The organism is Burkholderia sp. AW33-5, from assembly GCF_053427615.1.
Map to the genome: position 1 here is coordinate 124,380 of NZ_JBSAXA010000006.1, position 18,440 is coordinate 142,819.

Sequence of the window (18,440 nt, forward strand, 5' to 3'; positions counted from 1 at the left end):
AACTTCCTCCAAACCCTTGCGAAGCCGGGAACAATCCCCAAATGGGCGGGGCAATTGCTCTACAATCTTCATTCTCCCGCTCGCGAGTGATTCATGGTTCCCCACCTCGTTACCGCGTTGAACGGTCCGCTGCTCGAGCTCGAGCAGAAGATCCTCGACGCGACGCCTGCGATCGAACGCTGGTTCAGGCTCGAATGGCAGGAACACACCCCGCCGTTCTATTGTTCGGTGGACCTGCGCAACGCCGGTTTCAAGCTGGCGCCCGTCGACGCGAATCTGTTCCCCGGCGCGTTCAATAATCTGCCGTCCGAAGTGCTGCCGCTCGCCGTCCAGGCCGCGATGGCCGCGATCGAGAAGATCTGCCCGGACGCGAAGAATCTGCTCGTGATTCCCGAGCTGCCGACCCGCAACGCGTTCTACCTGGAAAACGTCGCGCGGCTCGCGACGATCATGCGCCAGGCCGGCCTGAACGTGCGCTTCGGCTCGCTCGACCCGAGCATCACCGACATGACGCCGATCACGCTGGCCGACGGCCAGAAGATCGTGCTCGAACCGCTCGAGCGTTCGCAGCGCCGTCTCGGCCTGAAGAATTTCGATCCGTGCTCGATCCTGCTGAACAACGACCTGTCGGCCGGCATTCCCGCCGTGCTGGAAAACCTGCACGAGCAGTACCTCCTGCCGCCGCTGCACGCGGGCTGGGCCGTGCGCCGCAAGTCGACGCACTTCTCGTGCTACGACGACGTCGCGAAGAAGTTCGCGAAGATGGTCGGCGTCGATCCGTGGATGGTGAATCCGTATTTCGCGCACGTCGAAGGCGTTGACTGGCAGGGCCATGAAGGCGAGCAGGCGCTCGCCGACGCGATCGACGGCGTGCTGAAGAAGATCGCGCGCAAGTATCGCGAATACGGGATCAGCGAAAAGCCGTACGTCGTCGTGAAGGCCGACGCGGGCACCGCCGGGCGCGGCGTCATGACCGTGCACGACGCGGCCGAGATCGGCCGCATGTCGAAGGCCGAGCGCGCGCAGATGGCCGAGTCGAAGGCCGGCCTCGCGGTGCGCGACGTGATCGTGCAGGAAGGCGTCTACACGTTCGAGCGCGTCGGCGACGAAGTCGCGGAGCCGGTCGTGTACATGATCGACCGCTACGTGGTCGGCGGTTTCTACCGCACGCACGGCGGCCGCGAGCGCGACCAGAACCTGAACGCGCCCGGCATGCACTACGTGCCGCTCGGCTTCGAGCACACCGCGCTGCCGGATGCCGGCGCGAAGCCGGGCGCCGCGCCGCCGAACCGTTTCTACATGTACGGCGTCGTCGCGCGCCTGTCGCTGATCGCGTCGTCGATCGAACTGGAAAAGACCGATCCCGAAGCCATCCAGGTGTAACGGCTTCGCTACGTACAGGACCCGCATGGACATTCTCTTTATCGCCGACCCGCTCGAGCGCTTCAAGATCTACAAGGATTCGACCTACGCGATGATGGCGGAGGCCGCGCGGCGCGGCCATGCGGTATACGCGTGCCAGCCGCACCAGCTCGCATGGACGGGCTCGGGCGTCGAGGCGGACGTGCAGCGCGTGACGATCGTCGGCGACACGGCCGACCTGCATCGCCATCCGTGGTACGAGACGGGCGCGCACGAATCGCGTCAGTTGACGTCGTTCGGCGCGGTGCTGATGCGCAAGGATCCGCCGTTCGACATGGAGTATGTGACGGCCACCTGGATGCTGGAGCTTGCCGAGCGCGCGGGCGCACGCGTGTTCAACAAGCCCCAGTCGATCCGCGACCATTCGGAGAAGCTGGCGATCGGCGAGTTTCCGCAGTTCGTCGCGCCGACGCTCGTCACGCGCGACGCCGCGCGCTTGCGTGCGTTCCACGCCGAGCATGGCGACGTGATCGTGAAGCCGCTCGACGGCATGGGCGGGATGGGCGTGTTCCGCGTGAAGGCCGACGGGATGAATCTCGGCGCGATCATCGAGATGCTCGGCCACGACGGCACGCGCTCGCTGATGATCCAGAAGTTCATCCCCGAGATCACGGCCGGCGACAAACGCATTCTGCTGATCGCGGGCGAGCCGGTGCCGTATTCGCTCGCGCGGATTCCGCAAGGCAGCGAAGTGCGCGGCAATCTCGCCGCGGGCGGGCTCGGCGTCGCGCAGCCGCTGACGCCGCGCGACCGCGAGATCGCCGAGACGCTCGGGCCGGTGCTCGCCGCGCGCGGGCTGCTGCTGGTCGGGCTCGACGCGATCGGCGACTGGCTGACCGAGGTGAACGTGACGAGCCCGACGTGCTTCCGCGAAATCATGGAGCAGACGGGTTTCGACGTCGCCGCGATGTTCATCGACGCGCTGGAGCGGGCGGCCGCGTAGCCCGCTTTCCGCGCAAGCCCGGCGGCGGCCGCGCAGGTCCCCCGTCGCCGGAGCGGTTCGACCGGCCTGCTACAATGCCCGCTTGCCCGGTGCCGCGACCAGCGCGCCGAAGGCCCGGCGGTCGGGCCGAAACCGTTGCAAGGCTGAACATGAAACGATTCCCTCACTCGCTACGCTCGTTGCCCCGCTGCGGGGCGTCGGCCCGCCAGGGGCGGCCGGGGGCAGTCTGACATGGCCGGGATTCTGATCATCGCGCACGCACCGCTCGCCACCGCGCTGCGGGACTGCATCGCGCACATCTACGGCGGCGTGCCCGCGCGCATCGGCTGCATCGACGTGCTGGCGGACAGCGATCCCACCCAGGTGATGGCGTTCGCGCACGCGGAGCTCGCGCGGCTCAGGGAAGAAAATGGCGTCGTCGTGCTGACCGACATGTACGGCGCGACGCCCGCGAACATCGCGGGCCAGCTCGCGAAGCTCGACAACGTGCGCGTGCTGGCGGGCGTGAACCTGCCGATGCTGGTGCGGGCCGTCTGCTACCGTACCGTGCCGCTCGACAAGCTCGTCGACAAGGCGCTGTCCGGCGGCGCGAAGGGCGTCCACGAAGTGGCGGCCGGCACACCGCCGCCGCCGACCGAAGTCGGCTGCGGCCAGTGCGCGCCGATTCCGCCCGAGCCGCAACCGCGCACCGAATCGCACTGACTGCCCCGTTTTCCGTTTTAGACCGACCCGCCGACGCACGTCGCCGGCGGCCGCGACCGACCCGACCGAGAACCATGCTTCAACAAGAAACCACCATCGTCAACAAATTGGGGCTCCATGCACGCGCATCGGCCAAGCTTACGCAACTGGCCGGCAACTTCCAGTCGGAAGTCTGGATGACGCGCAACGGACGCAAGATCAACGCAAAAAGCATCATGGGCGTGATGATGCTGGCGGCGGGCATCGGCAGCACCGTGACGATCGAGACCGAAGGTCCCGACGAACGCGAGGCGATGGATGCGCTGCTCAAGCTGATCGCGGACAAGTTCGGCGAAGGTCAGTGATCCCCGCGCGGGATCGTTGTCGTTTCGAAGCAGAATGCCGCGCTTGTCGCGGCATTTTTTTCGTCCGCGGCATTGATGCGGAAATGGCAATGCTGCGCTGCACGCAGTCAGCATGGAGGTACGGAATTTATAATCGCTAACCGGGGTCATAAGCGCATCGCAGCAGTGTGCCGCGGCTTTACATGTACAGAGGAGGTGCGCGTGTCCTTCACGCTGCATGGCATTCCCGTCTCACGTGGTATCGCGATCGGGCGAGCATACCTGATCGCGCCGGCGGCGCTCGACGTCGCCCATTACCTGGTCGAGGCGAACCAGATCGACGCCGAGGTCGCGCGTTTCAGCACGGCGCGCGAGGTCGTGCATCACGAGCTCGAGGCGCTGCGCGCCGACCTGACCGACGACACCCCGACCGAAGTGGCCGCGTTCATCGACGTCCACGCGATGATCCTGAGCGACGCGATGCTCGTGCAGGAAACCATCGACCTGATCCGCACGCGACGCTACAACGTCGAATGGGCGCTGACCGAGCAGCTCGAGCTGCTCACGCGCCACTTCGACGACATCGAGGATGAATACTTGCGCGAGCGCAAGGCCGACATCGAGCAGGTGGTCGAGCGCGTGTTGAAAGCGCTCGCCGGTGCGCCGTCGGCGTCGCAGGCGCTCGATGGCGCCGCCGCGCAAGGTCAGAGCGAGATGATCGTCGTCGCGCACGACATCGCGCCGGCCGACATGATGCAGTTCAAGTCGCAGTCGTTCCAGGCGTTCGTCACCGATCTCGGCGGCCGCACGTCGCACACGGCGATCGTCGCGCGCAGCCTCGGCATTCCCGCCGCGGTCGGCGTCCAGCATGCGAGCGCGCTGATCCGGCAGGACGACCTGATCATCGTCGACGGCGACCAGGGGATCGTGATCGTCGATCCCGCGCCGATCGTCCTCGAGGAATATTCGTACCGTCAGTCCGAGAAGCTGCTCGAGCAACGCAAGCTGCAGCGGCTGAAGTTCTCGCCGACGCAAACCCTGTGCGGCACGAAGATCGAGCTGTACGCGAACATCGAGCTGCCCGACGACGCGAAGGCGGCGGTCGAGGCCGGCGCGGTCGGCGTCGGGCTGTTCCGCTCCGAGTTCCTGTTCATGCATCAGAAGGAGATGCCCGAGGAGGAGGAGCAGTTCGCCGCGTACAAGCGCGCGGTCGAGTGGATGAAGGGCATGCCGGTGACGATCCGCACGATCGACGTCGGCGCGGACAAGCCGCTCGAGGCGCTCGACGAAGGCTACGAGACGGCGCCGAACCCGGCGCTCGGCCTGCGTGCGATCCGCTGGAGCCTGTCCGAGCCGCAGATGTTCCTCACGCAGCTGCGCGCGATCCTGCGCGCGTCCGCGTTCGGGCAGGTGAAGATCCTGATCCCGATGCTCGCGCACGCGCAGGAGATCGACCAGACGCTCGACCTGATCCGCGAGGCGAAGCGCCAGCTCGACGACGCGGGGCTTGCGTACGATCCGAACGTGCGCATCGGCGCGATGATCGAGATTCCGGCCGCGGCGATCGCGCTGCCGCTGTTCCTGAAGCGCTTCGATTTCCTGTCGATCGGCACGAACGACCTGATCCAGTACACGCTCGCGATCGACCGCGCGGACAATGCGGTCGCGCACCTGTACGACCCGCTGCATCCGGCGGTGCTGCACCTGATCGCCTACACGCTGCGCGAAGCGAAGCGGGCCGGCGTGTCGGTGTCGGTGTGCGGGGAGATGGCGGGCGATCCGGCGCTCACGCGCCTGTTGCTCGGGATGGGGCTCACCGAGTTCTCGATGCACCCGAGCCAGTTGCTGGTGGTGAAGCAGGAGATCCTGCGCGCGCACCTGAAGGCGCTCGAGAAGCCCACGGCCGACGTGCTGGCCGCATTCGAGCCGGAGGAAGTGCAGGCGGCGCTCAAGCGCCTGTCGGTCGCGGAGCCGCGCGCGGACGCGGCCGCCTAGGCGGCGCGGGCCGCACCGCGGAACCGTCGCGAAGGTTGCGAAACGTCACGCATGCGCCGTTCGGCGCATGCATCCCGCGCGCGTCAGTGCCGGCCCTGGCACACGGGGCAGTCGGCCTGGCGCGCGATCTTCATCGTCGTCCATTCCATCCGCAGCGAATCGAGCATCATCAGCCGGCCGTTGAGCGTCGTGCCGATCGCGCCGATCACGCGCAGCGCTTCGGCGGCCTGCATCGCACCGATGATGCCGACCGTCGGCGCGAACACGCCCATCGTCGCGCACGCGACTTCCTCGAACGGCTGGTCTTCCGGAAACACGCACGCGTAGCAGGGCGCGGCCGGGTCGCGGAAATCGAACGTGCTGATCTGGCCATCGAAGCGCAGCGCGGCGCCCGACACGAGCGGCACGCCGTGTGCGACGCACGCGCGGTTGATCGCATGGCGCGTCGCGAAGTTGTCGGTGCAGTCGAGCACGACGGTGGCTTGCGGCACATGTTCGTCGAGCCATGCATCGTCGACGCGCGCCGCGACCGCATGCACGGTCACTTCCGGGTTCAGCCGCGCGAGCGCGTCGCGCCCCGATTCGACCTTGCTGCGGCCGACCGATGCGGTCGCGTGGAGGATCTGCCGCTGCAGGTTCGTGAGGTCGACCGTGTCGGCGTCGACGAGCGTGATCGTGCCGACCCCGGACGCCGCGAGATACATCGCGGCCGGCGAGCCGAGACCGCCGGCGCCCACGACGATCGCGTGCGCGTCGAGAAAGCGCTGCTGCGCCTCGATGCCGATTTCGTCGACGAGGATGTGGCGGGAGTAGCGGAGGAGTTGATCGTCGTTCATGGGGAAGTCGTGAGCGGGGCGGAAGCGCCGGCGTATCGATTCATTCTAGGCGCACATGAAAAACGGGCCATCGCGGTCTTCCCGCGATGGCCCGTCGGATGCCGGCCGGCGCTTACTGCGGTGCCGACGCGGGCTTCGGTGCGGCCGCCTTCGCGCCCGACGCCTTCGTGGTGGACGCGGCCTTGGCTGCCGGGCTCTTCGTCGTGCTTTCGGCGAGCAGCGACTTCGATTCCTGCACCGGCTTGCCCTCGAGCTTGTTGAGCGCCTGCTGCATCATGAAGTCGTCGGTGCTGCCGAACTCGATCGGCTTGCGATCGCGGTCCTTCTGGCGCTGCTCCGGCGTCTTCTTGTCGTTCTGCTCCTCGAGGACGCGCAGCTGGTCCATCCGGCGCTGCTCGCGTTCTTCCTGTTCCTTCTTCTCGTTCGGATCCTGCGTGTTCGCGAGGTGGTTCGTGTAGTCGACCTCGCGCGTCACGAGCACGTCGTCCGGATCGCCGTCCGCGTACTGATCGACCGGCACGTCGGGCGTGATGCCCTTGTTCTGGATCGAACGGCCGCTCGGCGTGTAGTAGTAGGCCGTCGTCAGGCGCAGCGCGGTGTCGGCCGTCATCGGACGGACCGTCTGCACCGAGCCCTTGCCGAACGTCGTCTTGCCCATGATCTGCGCGCGCTTCGAATCCTGCAGCGCGCCGGCGACGATTTCCGACGCGGACGCCGAATACGCGTTCGTCAGCACGACCATCGGCACGGTCTTGAAGACCGGCGGCAGGCTCTTCAGCGGATCGCCGTCGAAGGACGGCAGGCGGTAGTTGTCGTAGGTGTCGCGGTAGACCTGCTTCGAATCCGGAATCTGGCCGTTGGTCGACACGACGACGGAGTCGGGCGGCAGGAACGCGCCGGCGACGCCGACCGCGCTTTGCAGCAGGCCGCCACCGTTGTTGCGCAGGTCGAGGATCAGGCCCTTCAGATTCGGCTGCTGGCGTGCGATGTCCTGCAGCTTCGCGGCGAGATCGGGCGTCGTGCGCTCCTGGAAGCTCGTGATCCGGATGTATGCGTAGCCCGGGTCGAGCAGCTTCATCTTCACGCTCTGGACCCTGATGATCGCGCGCGTGACCGTGATCGGGAACGTGCGGTCGTCGCTCTTGCGGAAGATCGTCAGCGTGACCTTGGTGCCCGGCTCGCCGCGCATTTGCTTGACGGCCTTGTCGAGCGTCATGCCGCGCACGGGCTTGTCGTTGATGCGGGTGATCAGGTCGCCCGGACGGATGCCGGCACGAAACGCGGGGGTATCTTCGATCGGGGAGATCACCTTGACGAGACCGTCTTCCTGCGAGATCTCGATGCCGAGACCCGCGAAGCGACCCTTGGTCTGCTCCTGCAGTTCGTCATAGTCGGTCTTGTCGAGGAACGACGAATGCGGGTCGAGGCTCGACACCATGCCCTTGATCGCCGCCGTCAGCAGCTTCTTGTCGTCGACCGGTTCGACGTACTCGCGCTTGATCTGGCCGAACACTTCCGCGAACAGGCGGAGCTGGTCGAGGGGAAGCGGCGCCGTGGCGGTCTGCTCGGCCGACGCCGAAACCTGCAGCGTGGCGAATACGCCCGTGGCGAGGCCCGCGGCAATCAGGCCGATGTTCTTCAATTTCATTCGCATAGAGAGTCTGGTGCGGTCGGGAAGCGCGTGGCGGTAGCGGGGATGTAGCGGACAAGTATAACTGTTCGTCCGATTGCCCAGTGGAACGGTGCGAATTGGCCCCGGAGCCCTGGTTCCCGGCGGGGTGCCGCCGGACGCGCAGCGGATTCGAAAGCGGATTCGACCGCACCGGGGCCGCGAAGGTTCGCGCCGCACGCCGGGTTGGGCCGGGCAGGCCGCGCGCGCGGCGGCATGCCCGGCATCGCGGGTATCAGCCCGCCTTGCCCTGCTTCGCGACGGCAGCCTGTGCCTTCGCGATCGCGTCCTGGTCGCCCAGGTAGTAGTGCTGGATCGGCTTCAGGTTCTCGTCGAGTTCATACACGAGCGGCACGCCGTTCGGGATGTTCAGGCCGACGATGTCGCTGTCCGAGATGCCGTCGAGGTACTTGATCAGCGCGCGCAGCGAGTTGCCGTGCGCGGCGATCAGCACCTGCTTGCCCGCACGGACGGCGGGCGCGATCGATTCGTTCCACAGCGGCAGCACGCGCGCGACCGTGTCCTTCAGGCATTCGGTGAGCGGCAGCTGTTCGCGCGGCACCTTCGCGTAGCGCGGGTCGGCGAACGGCGCGCGTTCGTCTGTCGGCTCGAGCGCCGGCGGCGGCGTGTCGTAGCTGCGGCGCCACACGAGCACCTGGTCGTCGCCGAACTTGGCGGCCGTTTCCGCCTTGTTCAGGCCCGACAGCGCACCGTAGTGGCGTTCGTTCAGGCGCCACGAGTGGACGACCGGCAGATACATCAGGTCCATCTTGTCCTGCACGTGCCACAACGTGCGGATCGCGCGCTTGAGTACCGACGTGTACGCGATGTCGAACGTGTAGCCTGCCTCCTTGAGCAATTCGCCGGCCTGGTAGGCCTCGTTGCGACCCTGTTCGGTCAGGTCGACGTCGACCCAGCCGGTGAAGCGGTTTTCCTTGTTCCACGTCGATTCGCCGTGGCGGATGAGAACGAGTTTGTACATGGATCTTGCGGTCGGTAGTGATAGGGAAGCGGGGCGCGTCGCGCGGTACCCGGTCCGGGTCCGCCATCGCGCAAGACGGTTATTTTATAATGGCAAGATTGTCCTTTTCCGATTTCTCTTTTTCCGGCGGCATTCCGTGACGTTCTTTACCAATTACACGAACCTGGCCCTTATCGCGATCCTGCTGGTTTCCGGCGGCCTGCTCGCATGGCCGGCCCTGCGCCGCGGCCGTGGCGGCCTGTCGGCCGCGGAGGCGACGCAGCTCATCAATCGCCGCAACGCGGTCGTGATCGACCTGCGTACCGCGTCCGACTTCGCCGCCGGCCATTTGCCGTCGGCGCGTCAGGTCGCCGCCGACGAGATCGGCGCGAAGATCGCGCAGGTCGCGAAAAACAAGAGCACCCCCGTGCTGCTCGTCTGCCAGAATGGCCAGCAGTCGCAGAAGGCGGCGCGCGAGGTCGAGGCGGCGGGCTATGCCGAGGTGCACGTGCTCGAGGGCGGCGTCGCCGCCTGGCAGCAGGCCGGGATGCCGGTCGTCAAACAAGGAGTGGCGAAGTGAGCAAGGTTTTGATGTACAGCACGCAGGTGTGTCCGTATTGCATCCAGGCCGAGCGCCTGCTGAAGCTGCGCGGCGTCGAGCAGATCGAAAAGGTGCTGATCGACCGCGATCCGGCCCGCCGTGACGAAATGATGACGCGCACGGGCCGTCGCACGGTGCCGCAGATCTACATCGGCGACACGCACGTCGGCGGTTACGACGATCTGTCGAAGCTCGACCGCGAAGGCGGCCTCTTGCCGCTTCTGCAAGCGGCCTGATTAGGGCAGAATGGCCGCCGGTCGCGCCGCGGCTCGAGCGCGCAGGATTCAACCGAGGCGGCCGGCGTGAAGCCGGGCCGCCCCGTCACCACTTTTAGGGAAACACCATGTCCGACGTCGAAAACCAACCGTTCTTCAACATCCAGCGCGTCTACCTGAAGGATATGTCGCTCGAGCAGCCGAATTCGCCGGCGATCTTCCTCGAGCAGGACATGCCGTCGGTTGAAGTCGAAGTCGACGTCAAGGCCGAACGCCTCGCGGAAAGCGTGTTCGAGGTTGTCGTGTCGGGCACCGTCACCGCGAAGGTGAAGGACAAGGTCGCGTTCCTGATCGAAGCGAAGCAGGCCGGCATTTTCGACATTCGCAACATTCCCGACGAACAGCTCGACCCGCTCGTCGGCATCGCCTGCCCGACGATCCTGTTCCCGTACCTGCGCTCGAACATCGCCGACGCGATCACGCGTGCGGGCTTCCCGCCGATCCACCTGGCGGAAATCAACTTCCAGGCGCTGTACGAGCAGCGTCTCGCGCAGCTTCAGCAGCAGCAGGCCGGTGCGGCAGGCGCGCCGAACGGCACGACGCTGAACTGACGTTTCACTCCGGACCGGTGCTGGGTATGAAAGTAGCCGTTCTCGGCGCCGGTGCCTGGGGCACCGCGCTCGCGGGCCATCTGGCCGCGCGGCACGATACGCTTCTCTGGGCGCGCGACGCCGCGCTGATCGCCGGGCTGCAGGCCCGGCACGAAAATTCCCGCTATCTGGACGGCATCGCGCTGCCCGATGCGCTGCGCTACGAGGCCAATCTCGGCGCCGCGCTCGCGCACGGCGCCGCGGACGACGCGCTGTGCGTGATCGCCGCGCCCGTGGCCGGGCTGCGCACGCTGTTCGGCGCGATGCGCGACGCCGGCTGCGTGCCTGCGCACATCGTGTGGGTCTGCAAGGGTTTCGAGGCCGACACGCACCTGCTGCCGCATCAGGTGATCGCGGCCGAGTTGCCGGAGCAGCACAGCAACGGCGTGCTGTCGGGGCCGAGCTTCGCTCGCGAGGTCGGGCTCGCGCTGCCCGTCGCGCTGACGGTCGCAAGCACCTCCGCCGAATGTCGCGAGCGCACGCTCGCCGCGTTCCATCACGGCGCGATGCGTATCTATACGGGTGACGACGTGGTCGGCGTCGAGGTCGGCGGCGCGGTGAAGAACGTGCTGGCGATCGCGACGGGCATCTCCGACGGCCTCGGGCTCGGGCTGAACGCGCGCGCCGCGCTGGTCACGCGCGGCCTCGCCGAAATGTCGCGGCTCGGCGTCGCGCTCGGCGGCCGTGCGGAAACCTTCACGGGCCTCACGGGCCTCGGCGACCTGATCCTCACCGCGACGGGCGACCTGTCGCGCAATCGCACGGTCGGCCTGCAACTGGCGGCCGGCCGCTCGCTGAACGACATTCTCGGCGCGCTTGGCCACGTGGCCGAAGGCGTGCGCTGCGCGCAGGCCGTGCTCGCGCTCGCGCGCGCGCAAGCGATCGAAATGCCGATCACCGAAGCCGTGTGCGGCGTGCTGTTCGACGGCGTCGCGCCGCGCGATGCGGTCAGCGGCCTGCTGCGGCGCGACGCGCGCGCCGAATAACACTGACGAATCACACCGATTTTTGCGGCCGGGCGCGCCCGCGCAAAGCGGGCGGCGCCAAAGCGCACTACGCTTGAACAGTCTCCGGCGTTTCGAGAGGGTGTCATGCTGCAGATCGGTTCCACCACGTTCGACGCGCAACGCGTCGACATCACGACGCTCGACGTCGACGCGATCGTCAACGCCGCGAACGGTTCGCTGCTCGGCGGTGGCGGGGTCGACGGCGCGATCCATCGCGCGGCCGGCCCGGGCCTCCTGGCCGAGTGCCGCACGCTCGGCGGCTGCGAAACCGGCGACGCGAAGCTCACGCGCGGCCACGCGTTGCCGGCGAGGTACGTGATTCATGCGGTCGGCCCGGTGTGGCACGGCGGCGGGCGCGGCGAGCCCGAACTGCTCGCCGCATGCTACCGGCGCGCGATCGAGCTGGCCGAGGAAGTGGCGGCGACCTCGATCGCATTCCCGGCGATCAGCTGTGGCGTGTACCGCTATCCGGCCGAGGCGGCCGTCGACATCGCCGTCGGCACGGTCGCCGAAATGCTGCCGCAGGCGCCGAACCTCGCACGTGTGGTATTCGCGTGTTTTTCATCCGATATCTACGACCTGTATCGCGCGCGGCTCGCGCGCAGCTAACGCTGCGCGATGCGGTTCGGGCCGGACGCGCGTCAGGCGCCGCCTTCGAAATCGGCCTGGCGCCACGCTTCGAACACGACCACGGCCACCGTATTCGACAGATTCAGGCTGCGGTTGCCTGGCCGCATCGGCAGGCGCACGCGCTGTTCGTTCGGGAAGCGTTCGAGCAATTCGGCCGGCAGGCCGCGCGTCTCGGAGCCGAACACGAACCAGTCGCCGGGCACGAACGCATGGTCGTGGAAGCGGCCCGAGCCGCGGGTCGTGAACGCGAACATCCGCGCGGGATCGGGCGCTTCGGTAGCGACGAACGCATCCCAGTCGCGGTGCACGCGCATTTCCGCGTACTCGTGATAGTCGAGGCCCGCGCGGCGCATCTTCGCGTCGTCGAGCGGAAAGCCGAGCGGCTCGATCAGATGCAGGCGCGCGCCGGTATTGGCGCACAGGCGGATCACGTTGCCGGTGTTAGGCGGAATTTCTGGGGCGACGAGGACGACGTTGAACATGGTTGGGTCTGGCTGGGCCGGCCGGGGCGGAGCAGCGTGCATTCCGTCCCGGCCGGCCGGTTCGTGACGGCCGTCGCCGCGTGCGGGCGGCCGGCCTCTCTAACTAATTAATCCCTGGCGGTGCGCAGCGCAACCAGATTCGTCACGCGCGCGGCACCCGCCGCCTTCAATGCATTCGCGGCTGCCGCGAGCGTCGCACCGGACGTCATCACGTCGTCGACGAGCGCCACGTGGCGGCCGGTGAGGTCGCCCGCCGCCGCGAACGCCGCCTGCACGTTGTCGCGCCGCGCGCGCCGGTCGAGCCGCGACTGCGGCGCGGTTTCGGTCATGCGTGCAAGCAGCGCGGCGTCGGCGCGCACGCCGAGCCGGCGCGCGAGCGGCCGCGCGATCGCCCACGCCTGGTTGTAGCCGCGCGCGACGAGCCGTCCGCGCGACAGCGGCACCGGTGCGATCACGTCGAAGCGGCCGGCGGCGTGCATCGCGTCCATGTCTTCGATCCGCTGCGCGAGCCGGGCCGCGAATTCCGCACCCAGCGCGAGCCGCGCATGAAACTTCAGGCCGCGCGCGAGCCCGTCGAGCGGGGCGCGGTAATCGGCGAGCGCGAGCGTCGCATCGAACGGCGGCGGAGTCGCGCGGCATGCGTCGCACCGGTACGCGGACGCGGAACCGGCGCCACCGTGCCGGCCGCGCGCTCGGCGCGGCCGCGGCTGCCCGGCACCCAGCGGCACCGCGCAGACGTCGCAGCGCAGTCGCGCTTCGTTCCAATACGCGGCGTCGCAGGCGCTGCACATCACCGTATGTGACAAATTGCCGCACAGCGCGCACCGATTCGGCAACGCGAGTGCGACGACGCGCACGGCCAGTGCACGAACCTGCGACAAAACGACGCGCATTGGGCGCGGGGCGAAACGGCGATCCATCGCGAACACTCCTGGCAGCCCCGTCTCGCTGAAGGCAGCGAGGCGAGCGAGTATACTTCGGGCTCTTCGCCAGTGTGCCTGACATGTCCCCAGCTTCGACTTCAACCGGCCGTCCGGCCAATGACGCCCGGCGTTTGCGGCGGATCTTCGATCGCCGCGCCGCCGCGTTCGACGCGGTCGCGTTCCTGCCGCGCGAGATCGCGCAGCGGATGAACGAGCGCCTCGAATACATCAAGGTGAGCCCCGCGGCCGTGCTCGACGCGGGCTGCGGTCCGGGCGACGACCTGCCGGCGCTGCGCGCGCGCTTTCCCGAAGCGCCGGTGTTCGGTGTCGACCTGTCCGGCGCGATGCTCGCGCGGGCGGGCCAGCGCGAGGTCGAGCAGACGAGCTGGCGCCGCTGGCTGCCCGCGTCGCTCGGCCGGGCGCTGGGCCAGCGCGGCCCGCGCGTCGCGCAGGCCGACTTCTCGATGCTGCCGTTCGCGGCCGGCGCGTTCGACCTGATCTGGTCGAATCTCGCGCTGCACTGGCATTCGCGTCCCGATACGGTGTTCCCTGAATGGCAGCGCGTGCTGCGCGTGAACGGCCTGCTGATGTTCAGCACGCTCGGCCCCGATACGCTGCGCGAACTGCGCGCGGCCTGCGCGGACGCCGAAGCGGCGCTCGGCATCGCGCCGCCCGCCGCGCGCGTCGTCGATTTCGTCGACATGCACGACCTCGGCGACATGCTCGTCGAGAGCGGCTTCGAGATTCCGGTGATGGACCAGGAAGTGCTGACCGTCACGTACAAGACTGCCGATTCCCTGCTGGCCGACGTGCGTCGCTGGGGCGCCTATCCGTTCGACCGCGCGGTGCCGCAGCATGCGGCGCGGCGCTTTCGCGCGGCGCTCGGCGACGCGCTGGAAGCGCGCCGGCGTGCGGACGGCACGATTCCGCTGACGTTCGAAGTGATCTACGGCCACGCGTGGAAGGCTGTGCCGCGCACGACCGCCGAGGGGCATGGGATCGTGCGCATCGAAGATATCGGAAAGGGGCGTCCGAAGAATCGGTGAAGCGGTAAAGAGGGGTTTTGTTATGTCCGAAATTAGCGGCGCAAAGCGGGGTCGAATTGATGCGAAAAACGGCCGGGAAGCTTGTGGCGCTTGGCTCGCGGGCCGATAGCCGCTTGCTTGTGGATGCCATTGAACCCGCCTATAATGCGTCAGCTTGTCGTCCCGGGGTCCCCGCAATACGGGCCGGCGAGCCCGATGCAGGCATGCATCGCATGCCATTCGCGTGAGGCGGCGATGGAAGCAGCGAGGGTTTTGGCGGAGACGACGAACGGTGAGCCGGTCCTCGAAGACTGGCTCATGAAACGCAACTGTTCGGTGTCGCCGCGCCAGTTCGTGCTGTTTTACGCGTCGCTCGCGGGCTTCTCGCTGGTGATCGCGGCATTGCTGATGTGGCGGGGGGCCTGGCTCGTCATGCCCTTCACCGGAATCGAATTGCTGGCGGTAGGCGTCGCGTTTGCGGTCTACGCCCGTCATGCGGTCGATTACGAGCGCATCAGGCTGTTTCCGCACCGGCTCGTGATCGAGCGGATGGATGCGGAGCGGTTCACGCAGATCGAATTCAACCCGCGCTGGGTGCGGGTCGAGCCGGGTGCGACGCCACGCGATCCGATTCGACTGGTATCGCGCGGGCAGACCGTCGTAATTGGGCAGCATCTCGCGCAGCACAAGCGTGCGCAGTTCGCCGACGAACTGCGCGTGTCGCTCAGGCGCTGCGGCTGACGAGGCGCGGGCATCGACCGGAACGGGTCGACGGCTTGCGACGGGGGAGGGTTTGAATGGAAATTTTGGGTAAGGATGCTATGAAAACAATCAAGCGAGCCCTCACGGGCGTGCTGGCATGCAGCGGATTGCTCTTTGCCGGCGCTGCTCTGGCGGTCGGTGATAGCCCGGGCGGCCCCCGCGTCAACGAGATCAACTTTCAGCCGCCGGTCACGAAGATCGCCGAGGAGCTCTACGATCTCCACACGATGATGCTGATCCTGTGTACGCTGATCTTCGTCGGCGTGTTCGGCGTGATGTTCTATTCGATCTTCGCGCACCGCAAATCCAAGGGCCACAAGGCCGCCAATTTCCATGAAAGCACGACCGTCGAAATCATCTGGACGATCGTGCCGTTCATCATCGTCGTGCTGATGGCGCTGCCGGCCACGAAGGCCGTCGTCGCGATGAAGGACACGACCAACGCCGATCTCACGATCAAGGTCACCGGCTACCAGTGGAAGTGGGGCTACGACTACGTGAAGGGCCCGGGCGAGGGCATCAGCTTCCTGTCGACGCTCAGCACCCCGCGTGACGAAGTGATGGGCAAGAAGCCGATCACCGAGACGTACCTGCAGGAAGTCGACAATCCGCTCGTCGTGCCGGTCAACAAGAAGATCCGCATCATCACGACCGCGAACGACGTCGTTCACTCGTGGTACGTGCCCGCGTTCGGCGTGAAGCAGGATGCGATTCCCGGCTTCGTGCGCGACACGTGGTTCAAGGCCGACAAGGTCGGCACGTTCCGCGGCTTCTGTACCGAACTGTGCGGCAAGGAACACGCGTTCATGCCGGTCGTGGTCGTCGTGCTGTCGGACGACGACTACGCGAAGTGGGTCACCGCGCAGAAGGCCAAGCTGGCCAGCGCTTCGGTCGATCCGAACAAGGTTTACACGATGGCCGAACTCGTCGCGCACGGCGAGGAAGTCTACAAGGCGAACTGCGCGGCCTGCCACCAGGTGAACGGCAAGGGCCTCGGCGCCTTCCCGGCGATGGACGGCAGCCAGATCGTGAACGGCCCGATCGCCGGTCACGTCGAGCGCGTGCTGCACGGCAAGGGCGCAATGCCGTCGTGGGCATCGCTGTCGGACCTCGACATCGCATCGGTCATCACGTACGAGCGCAATTCGTGGGGCAACCACAAGAACGACCTGCTGCAGCCGAAGCAAGTGGCTGACGCGCGCAACGGCAAGATGCCGGAAGACGTGGCAGGCGCGGCGGCTCCGGCCGAAGCGGCCTCGGCACCGGCGCAAGCCGCGTCGGGCGCGGAACCGGCGGCAGCATCGGCTGCGCTGTCGACGATCTACTTCGAGACCGGCAAGAGCGTGCTGCCGGCCGACGCGAAAGCGGCGATCGCCGCAGCGGCCGACTATGCGAAGGCACATCCGGACGCGAAGCTCGCGCTGTCGGGTTTCACCGACAAGTCGGGCTCGGCCGACGCGAACGCCGAACTCGCCAAGCATCGTGCACAGGCCGTGCGCGACGCGCTGAAGGCAGCAGGCGTGGCGGAAGACCACATTATTCTCAAAAAGCCGGAAACGATCACGGGCGGGGCTGACGCCAAGGAAGCCCGGCGGGTCGAGATCGGGCCGGCGGCTTGACGTGTCGCTGAGTTAGTCGACGTATTCGCATTAGGAGATTCTCATGTCTAGCATCGGGCACGACGTAGCCGCGGACCACGCGCACGACGACCACGCGCACGAAGCCCCGCACGGCTGGCGTCGCTGGCTGTTCGCCACCAACCACAAGGACATCGGTACGCTGTACCTGCTGTTCTCGTTCATCATGTTCCTGTCGGGCGGCGTGATGGCACTCGGCATCCGTGCCGAGCTGTTCGAGCCGGGCCTGCAGATCATGCGTCCGGAGTTCTTCAACGAACTCACGACGATGCACGGCCTGATCATGGTGTTCGGCGCGATCATGCCGGCGTTCGTCGGCTTCGCGAACTGGATGATTCCGCTGCAGATCGGCGCGTCCGACATGGCGTTCGCACGGATGAACAACTTCAGCTTCTGGCTGCTGCCGGTCGCGGCCGTGCTGCTGGTCGGTTCGTTCTTCGCGCCGGGCGGCGCGACGGCCGCCGGCTGGACGCTGTACGCACCGCTGTCGACGCAGATGGGCCCGGGCATGGACTTCGCGATCTTCGCGGTCCACATCATGGGCGCTTCGTCGATCATGGGCGGGATCAACATCGTCGTGACGATCCTGAACATGCGCGCACCGGGCATGACGCTGATGAAGATGCCGATGTTCGCATGGACCTGGCTGATCACCGCGTACCTGCTGATCGCCGTGATGCCGGTTCTGGCAGGCGCGATCACGATGGTGCTGTTCGACCGCCACTTCGGCACGTCGTTCTTCAACGCGGCAGGCGGCGGCGACCCGGTGATGTATCAGCACATCTTCTGGTTCTTCGGCCACCCCGAGGTGTACATCATGATTCTGCCGGCGTTCGGGATCGTGTCGCAGGTGATCCCGGCGTTCGCACGCAAGACGCTGTTCGGCTATAGCTCGATGGTGTACGCGACGGCTTCGATCGCGATCCTGTCGTTCATGGTCTGGGCGCACCACATGTTCGCAACGGGCATGCCGGTCACCGGTCAGCTGTTCTTCATGTACGCGACGATGCTGATCGCGGTGCCGACGGGCGTGAAGGTGTTCAACTGGCTCGCGACGATGTGGCGCGGCTCGATGACGTTCGAAACCCCGATGCTGTTCGCGATCGGCTTCCTGTTCGTGTTCACGTTCGGCGGTCTGACGGGCCTGATGCTGGCGATGGCGCCGCTCGACATCCAGTACCACGGCACCTACTTCGTGGTGGCGCACTTCCACTACGTGCTCGTGGCCGGTTCGCTGTTCGCGCTGTTCGCGGGCTGGTACTACTGGGCGCCGAAGTGGACGGGCTGGATGTACAACGAGACGCGCGGCAAGATCCACTTCTGGTCGTCGATGATCTTCTTCAACCTGACGTTCTTCCCGATGCACTTCGTCGGTCTCGCGGGCATGCCGCGCCGTTATGCGGACTACCCGGCGCAGTTCACGGACTTCAACCAGGTGGCGACGATCGGTGCATTCGGCTTCGGCCTCGCGCAGGTGTACTTCCTGTTCGCGGTCGCGCTGCCGGCCTACCGTGGCGGCGGCGAGCTGGAAAAGGCGTCGGACAAGCCGTGGGATGGCGCGACGGGCCTCGAGTGGACGGTGCCGAGCCCGGCTCCCTTCCACACGTTCGAGCAACCGCCGCACGTCGAATAAGTTTCACCCAGCGTTCCGCCGTTG

The 18,440-nt window shown here is 66.9% G+C and carries 19 protein-coding genes; 14 read left to right on the forward strand and 5 right to left on the reverse strand.

Features of this window, described 5'->3' with window-relative positions; translation table 11 throughout:
* Positions 1-93 precede the first annotated feature (93 nt).
* The 5 genes from gshA to ptsP all read left to right on the forward strand — a co-directional run bounded on the left by gshA (position 94) and on the right by ptsP (position 5,385).
* Entirely contained in the window at positions 94-1,383 is a 1,290-nt protein-coding gene (gene gshA, locus ACV22V_RS13430) for a glutamate--cysteine ligase (protein WP_059451518.1), read from the forward strand.
* A gap of 25 nt (positions 1,384-1,408) precedes the next feature.
* Positions 1,409-2,365 (forward strand): glutathione synthase, encoded by a 957-nt coding sequence (gene gshB, locus ACV22V_RS13435; RefSeq protein ID WP_175909295.1) that lies wholly within the window; start codon positions 1,409-1,411, stop codon positions 2,363-2,365.
* A 231-nt stretch (positions 2,366-2,596) separates the two neighbouring features.
* Positions 2,597-3,067 carry a PTS sugar transporter subunit IIA gene (locus ACV22V_RS13440; RefSeq protein ID WP_059526247.1) on the forward strand — a complete coding sequence of 157 codons (471 nt, stop codon included), beginning with the start codon at positions 2,597-2,599 and terminating at the stop codon, positions 3,065-3,067.
* A gap of 74 nt (positions 3,068-3,141) precedes the next feature.
* Positions 3,142-3,411, forward strand: a complete 270-nt coding sequence (locus ACV22V_RS13445) for an HPr family phosphocarrier protein (RefSeq protein ID WP_006477716.1) — start codon at positions 3,142-3,144, stop codon at positions 3,409-3,411.
* A 201-nt stretch (positions 3,412-3,612) separates the two neighbouring features.
* Positions 3,613-5,385 (forward strand): phosphoenolpyruvate--protein phosphotransferase, encoded by a 1,773-nt coding sequence (gene ptsP, locus ACV22V_RS13450; RefSeq protein ID WP_059526298.1) that lies wholly within the window; start codon positions 3,613-3,615, stop codon positions 5,383-5,385.
* Between the two features lie 83 nt (positions 5,386-5,468).
* Here the strand turns inward: ptsP and ACV22V_RS13455 are convergent, their stop codons facing one another.
* The 3 genes from ACV22V_RS13455 to gpmA form a co-directional block, all read right to left on the reverse strand.
* Entirely contained in the window at positions 5,469-6,221 is a 753-nt protein-coding gene (locus tag ACV22V_RS13455) for a HesA/MoeB/ThiF family protein (protein ID WP_059691432.1), read from the reverse strand.
* A 112-nt stretch (positions 6,222-6,333) separates the two neighbouring features.
* Positions 6,334-7,875: a S41 family peptidase gene (locus ACV22V_RS13460; RefSeq protein WP_059526241.1), complete on the reverse strand. Its 1,542-nt coding sequence runs from the start codon at positions 7,873-7,875 to the stop codon at positions 6,334-6,336.
* A gap of 250 nt (positions 7,876-8,125) precedes the next feature.
* Positions 8,126-8,872 carry a 2,3-diphosphoglycerate-dependent phosphoglycerate mutase gene (gene gpmA, locus ACV22V_RS13465; protein WP_059526237.1) on the reverse strand — a complete coding sequence of 249 codons (747 nt, stop codon included), beginning with the start codon at positions 8,870-8,872 and terminating at the stop codon, positions 8,126-8,128.
* Between the two features lie 136 nt (positions 8,873-9,008).
* Here gpmA and ACV22V_RS13470 point away from each other — a divergent pair, with 136 nt between their 5' ends.
* The 5 genes from ACV22V_RS13470 to ACV22V_RS13490 all read left to right on the forward strand — a co-directional run bounded on the left by ACV22V_RS13470 (position 9,009) and on the right by ACV22V_RS13490 (position 11,933).
* Positions 9,009-9,431 (forward strand): rhodanese-like domain-containing protein, encoded by a 423-nt coding sequence (locus tag ACV22V_RS13470; protein WP_448014258.1) that lies wholly within the window; start codon positions 9,009-9,011, stop codon positions 9,429-9,431.
* Positions 9,428-9,688: a glutaredoxin 3 gene (gene grxC, locus ACV22V_RS13475; RefSeq protein WP_006752069.1), complete on the forward strand. Its 261-nt coding sequence runs from the start codon at positions 9,428-9,430 to the stop codon at positions 9,686-9,688. Before ACV22V_RS13470 ends, grxC begins: the two co-directional genes overlap by 4 nt.
* A 107-nt stretch (positions 9,689-9,795) precedes the next feature.
* On the forward strand, positions 9,796-10,278 hold the full coding sequence (gene secB, locus ACV22V_RS13480; protein WP_014895954.1) for a protein-export chaperone SecB: 483 nt from the start codon (positions 9,796-9,798) through the stop codon (positions 10,276-10,278).
* Positions 10,279-10,304: 26 nt separating this feature from the next.
* Entirely contained in the window at positions 10,305-11,303 is a 999-nt protein-coding gene (locus ACV22V_RS13485; protein ID WP_448014176.1) for an NAD(P)H-dependent glycerol-3-phosphate dehydrogenase, read from the forward strand.
* A gap of 105 nt (positions 11,304-11,408) precedes the next feature.
* Complete coding sequence (locus tag ACV22V_RS13490) at positions 11,409-11,933, forward strand: O-acetyl-ADP-ribose deacetylase (RefSeq protein ID WP_223962470.1); 525 nt, start codon at positions 11,409-11,411, stop codon at positions 11,931-11,933.
* 32 nt (positions 11,934-11,965) lie between these two features.
* Here the strand turns inward: ACV22V_RS13490 and trmL are convergent, their stop codons facing one another.
* Positions 11,966-12,436 (reverse strand): tRNA (uridine(34)/cytosine(34)/5-carboxymethylaminomethyluridine(34)-2'-O)-methyltransferase TrmL, encoded by a 471-nt coding sequence (gene trmL / locus ACV22V_RS13495; protein ID WP_448014177.1) that lies wholly within the window; start codon positions 12,434-12,436, stop codon positions 11,966-11,968.
* 107 nt (positions 12,437-12,543) lie between these two features.
* Positions 12,544-13,356, reverse strand: a complete 813-nt coding sequence (locus tag ACV22V_RS13500) for a ComF family protein (RefSeq protein WP_448014178.1) — start codon at positions 13,354-13,356, stop codon at positions 12,544-12,546.
* Between the two features lie 83 nt (positions 13,357-13,439).
* On the opposite strand from ACV22V_RS13500, the gene ACV22V_RS13505 reads away from it, so the two are divergent.
* The 4 genes from ACV22V_RS13505 (at position 13,440) to ctaD (ending at position 18,416) form a co-directional block, all read left to right on the forward strand.
* The gene (locus tag ACV22V_RS13505) at positions 13,440-14,405 is read left to right on the forward strand and encodes a methyltransferase domain-containing protein (RefSeq protein ID WP_059526219.1); all 966 of its coding nucleotides are present in this window, start codon (positions 13,440-13,442) and stop codon (positions 14,403-14,405) included.
* 195 nt (positions 14,406-14,600) lie between these two features.
* Positions 14,601-15,125 (forward strand): DUF2244 domain-containing protein, encoded by a 525-nt coding sequence (locus ACV22V_RS13510; RefSeq protein ID WP_059599867.1) that lies wholly within the window; start codon positions 14,601-14,603, stop codon positions 15,123-15,125.
* Positions 15,126-15,181: 56 nt separating this feature from the next.
* The gene (gene coxB / locus ACV22V_RS13515) at positions 15,182-16,765 is read left to right on the forward strand and encodes a cytochrome c oxidase subunit II (RefSeq protein ID WP_448014180.1); all 1,584 of its coding nucleotides are present in this window, start codon (positions 15,182-15,184) and stop codon (positions 16,763-16,765) included.
* A 43-nt stretch (positions 16,766-16,808) separates the two neighbouring features.
* On the forward strand, positions 16,809-18,416 hold the full coding sequence (gene ctaD / locus ACV22V_RS13520) for a cytochrome c oxidase subunit I (RefSeq protein ID WP_059526209.1): 1,608 nt from the start codon (positions 16,809-16,811) through the stop codon (positions 18,414-18,416).
* Positions 18,417-18,440: the final 24 nt, after the last annotated feature.

Bases quoted from the DNA above. Each gene is read 5' to 3' on its own strand.
- ACV22V_RS13460 (WP_059526241.1), bottom strand. From the start codon at position 7,875: ATGCGAATGAAATTGAAGAACATCGGCCTGATTGCCGCGGGCCTCGCC.
- ctaD (WP_059526209.1), top strand. From the start codon at position 16,809: ATGTCTAGCATCGGGCACGACGTAGCCGCGGACCACGCGCACGACGAC.
- gpmA (WP_059526237.1), bottom strand. From the start codon at position 8,872: ATGTACAAACTCGTTCTCATCCGCCACGGCGAATCGACGTGGAACAAG.
- ACV22V_RS13505 (WP_059526219.1), top strand. From the start codon at position 13,440: ATGTCCCCAGCTTCGACTTCAACCGGCCGTCCGGCCAATGACGCCCGG.
- ACV22V_RS13500 (WP_448014178.1), bottom strand. From the start codon at position 13,356: ATGGATCGCCGTTTCGCCCCGCGCCCAATGCGCGTCGTTTTGTCGCAG.
- ACV22V_RS13485 (WP_448014176.1), top strand. From the start codon at position 10,305: ATGAAAGTAGCCGTTCTCGGCGCCGGTGCCTGGGGCACCGCGCTCGCG.
- ACV22V_RS13440 (WP_059526247.1), top strand. From the start codon at position 2,597: ATGGCCGGGATTCTGATCATCGCGCACGCACCGCTCGCCACCGCGCTG.
- ACV22V_RS13455 (WP_059691432.1), bottom strand. From the start codon at position 6,221: ATGAACGACGATCAACTCCTCCGCTACTCCCGCCACATCCTCGTCGAC.
- trmL (WP_448014177.1), bottom strand. From the start codon at position 12,436: ATGTTCAACGTCGTCCTCGTCGCCCCAGAAATTCCGCCTAACACCGGC.
- ACV22V_RS13445 (WP_006477716.1), top strand. From the start codon at position 3,142: ATGCTTCAACAAGAAACCACCATCGTCAACAAATTGGGGCTCCATGCA.
- gshA (WP_059451518.1), top strand. From the start codon at position 94: ATGGTTCCCCACCTCGTTACCGCGTTGAACGGTCCGCTGCTCGAGCTC.
- secB (WP_014895954.1), top strand. From the start codon at position 9,796: ATGTCCGACGTCGAAAACCAACCGTTCTTCAACATCCAGCGCGTCTAC.
- coxB (WP_448014180.1), top strand. From the start codon at position 15,182: ATGGAAATTTTGGGTAAGGATGCTATGAAAACAATCAAGCGAGCCCTC.
- gshB (WP_175909295.1), top strand. From the start codon at position 1,409: ATGGACATTCTCTTTATCGCCGACCCGCTCGAGCGCTTCAAGATCTAC.
- ACV22V_RS13490 (WP_223962470.1), top strand. From the start codon at position 11,409: ATGCTGCAGATCGGTTCCACCACGTTCGACGCGCAACGCGTCGACATC.
- ACV22V_RS13510 (WP_059599867.1), top strand. From the start codon at position 14,601: ATGCAGGCATGCATCGCATGCCATTCGCGTGAGGCGGCGATGGAAGCA.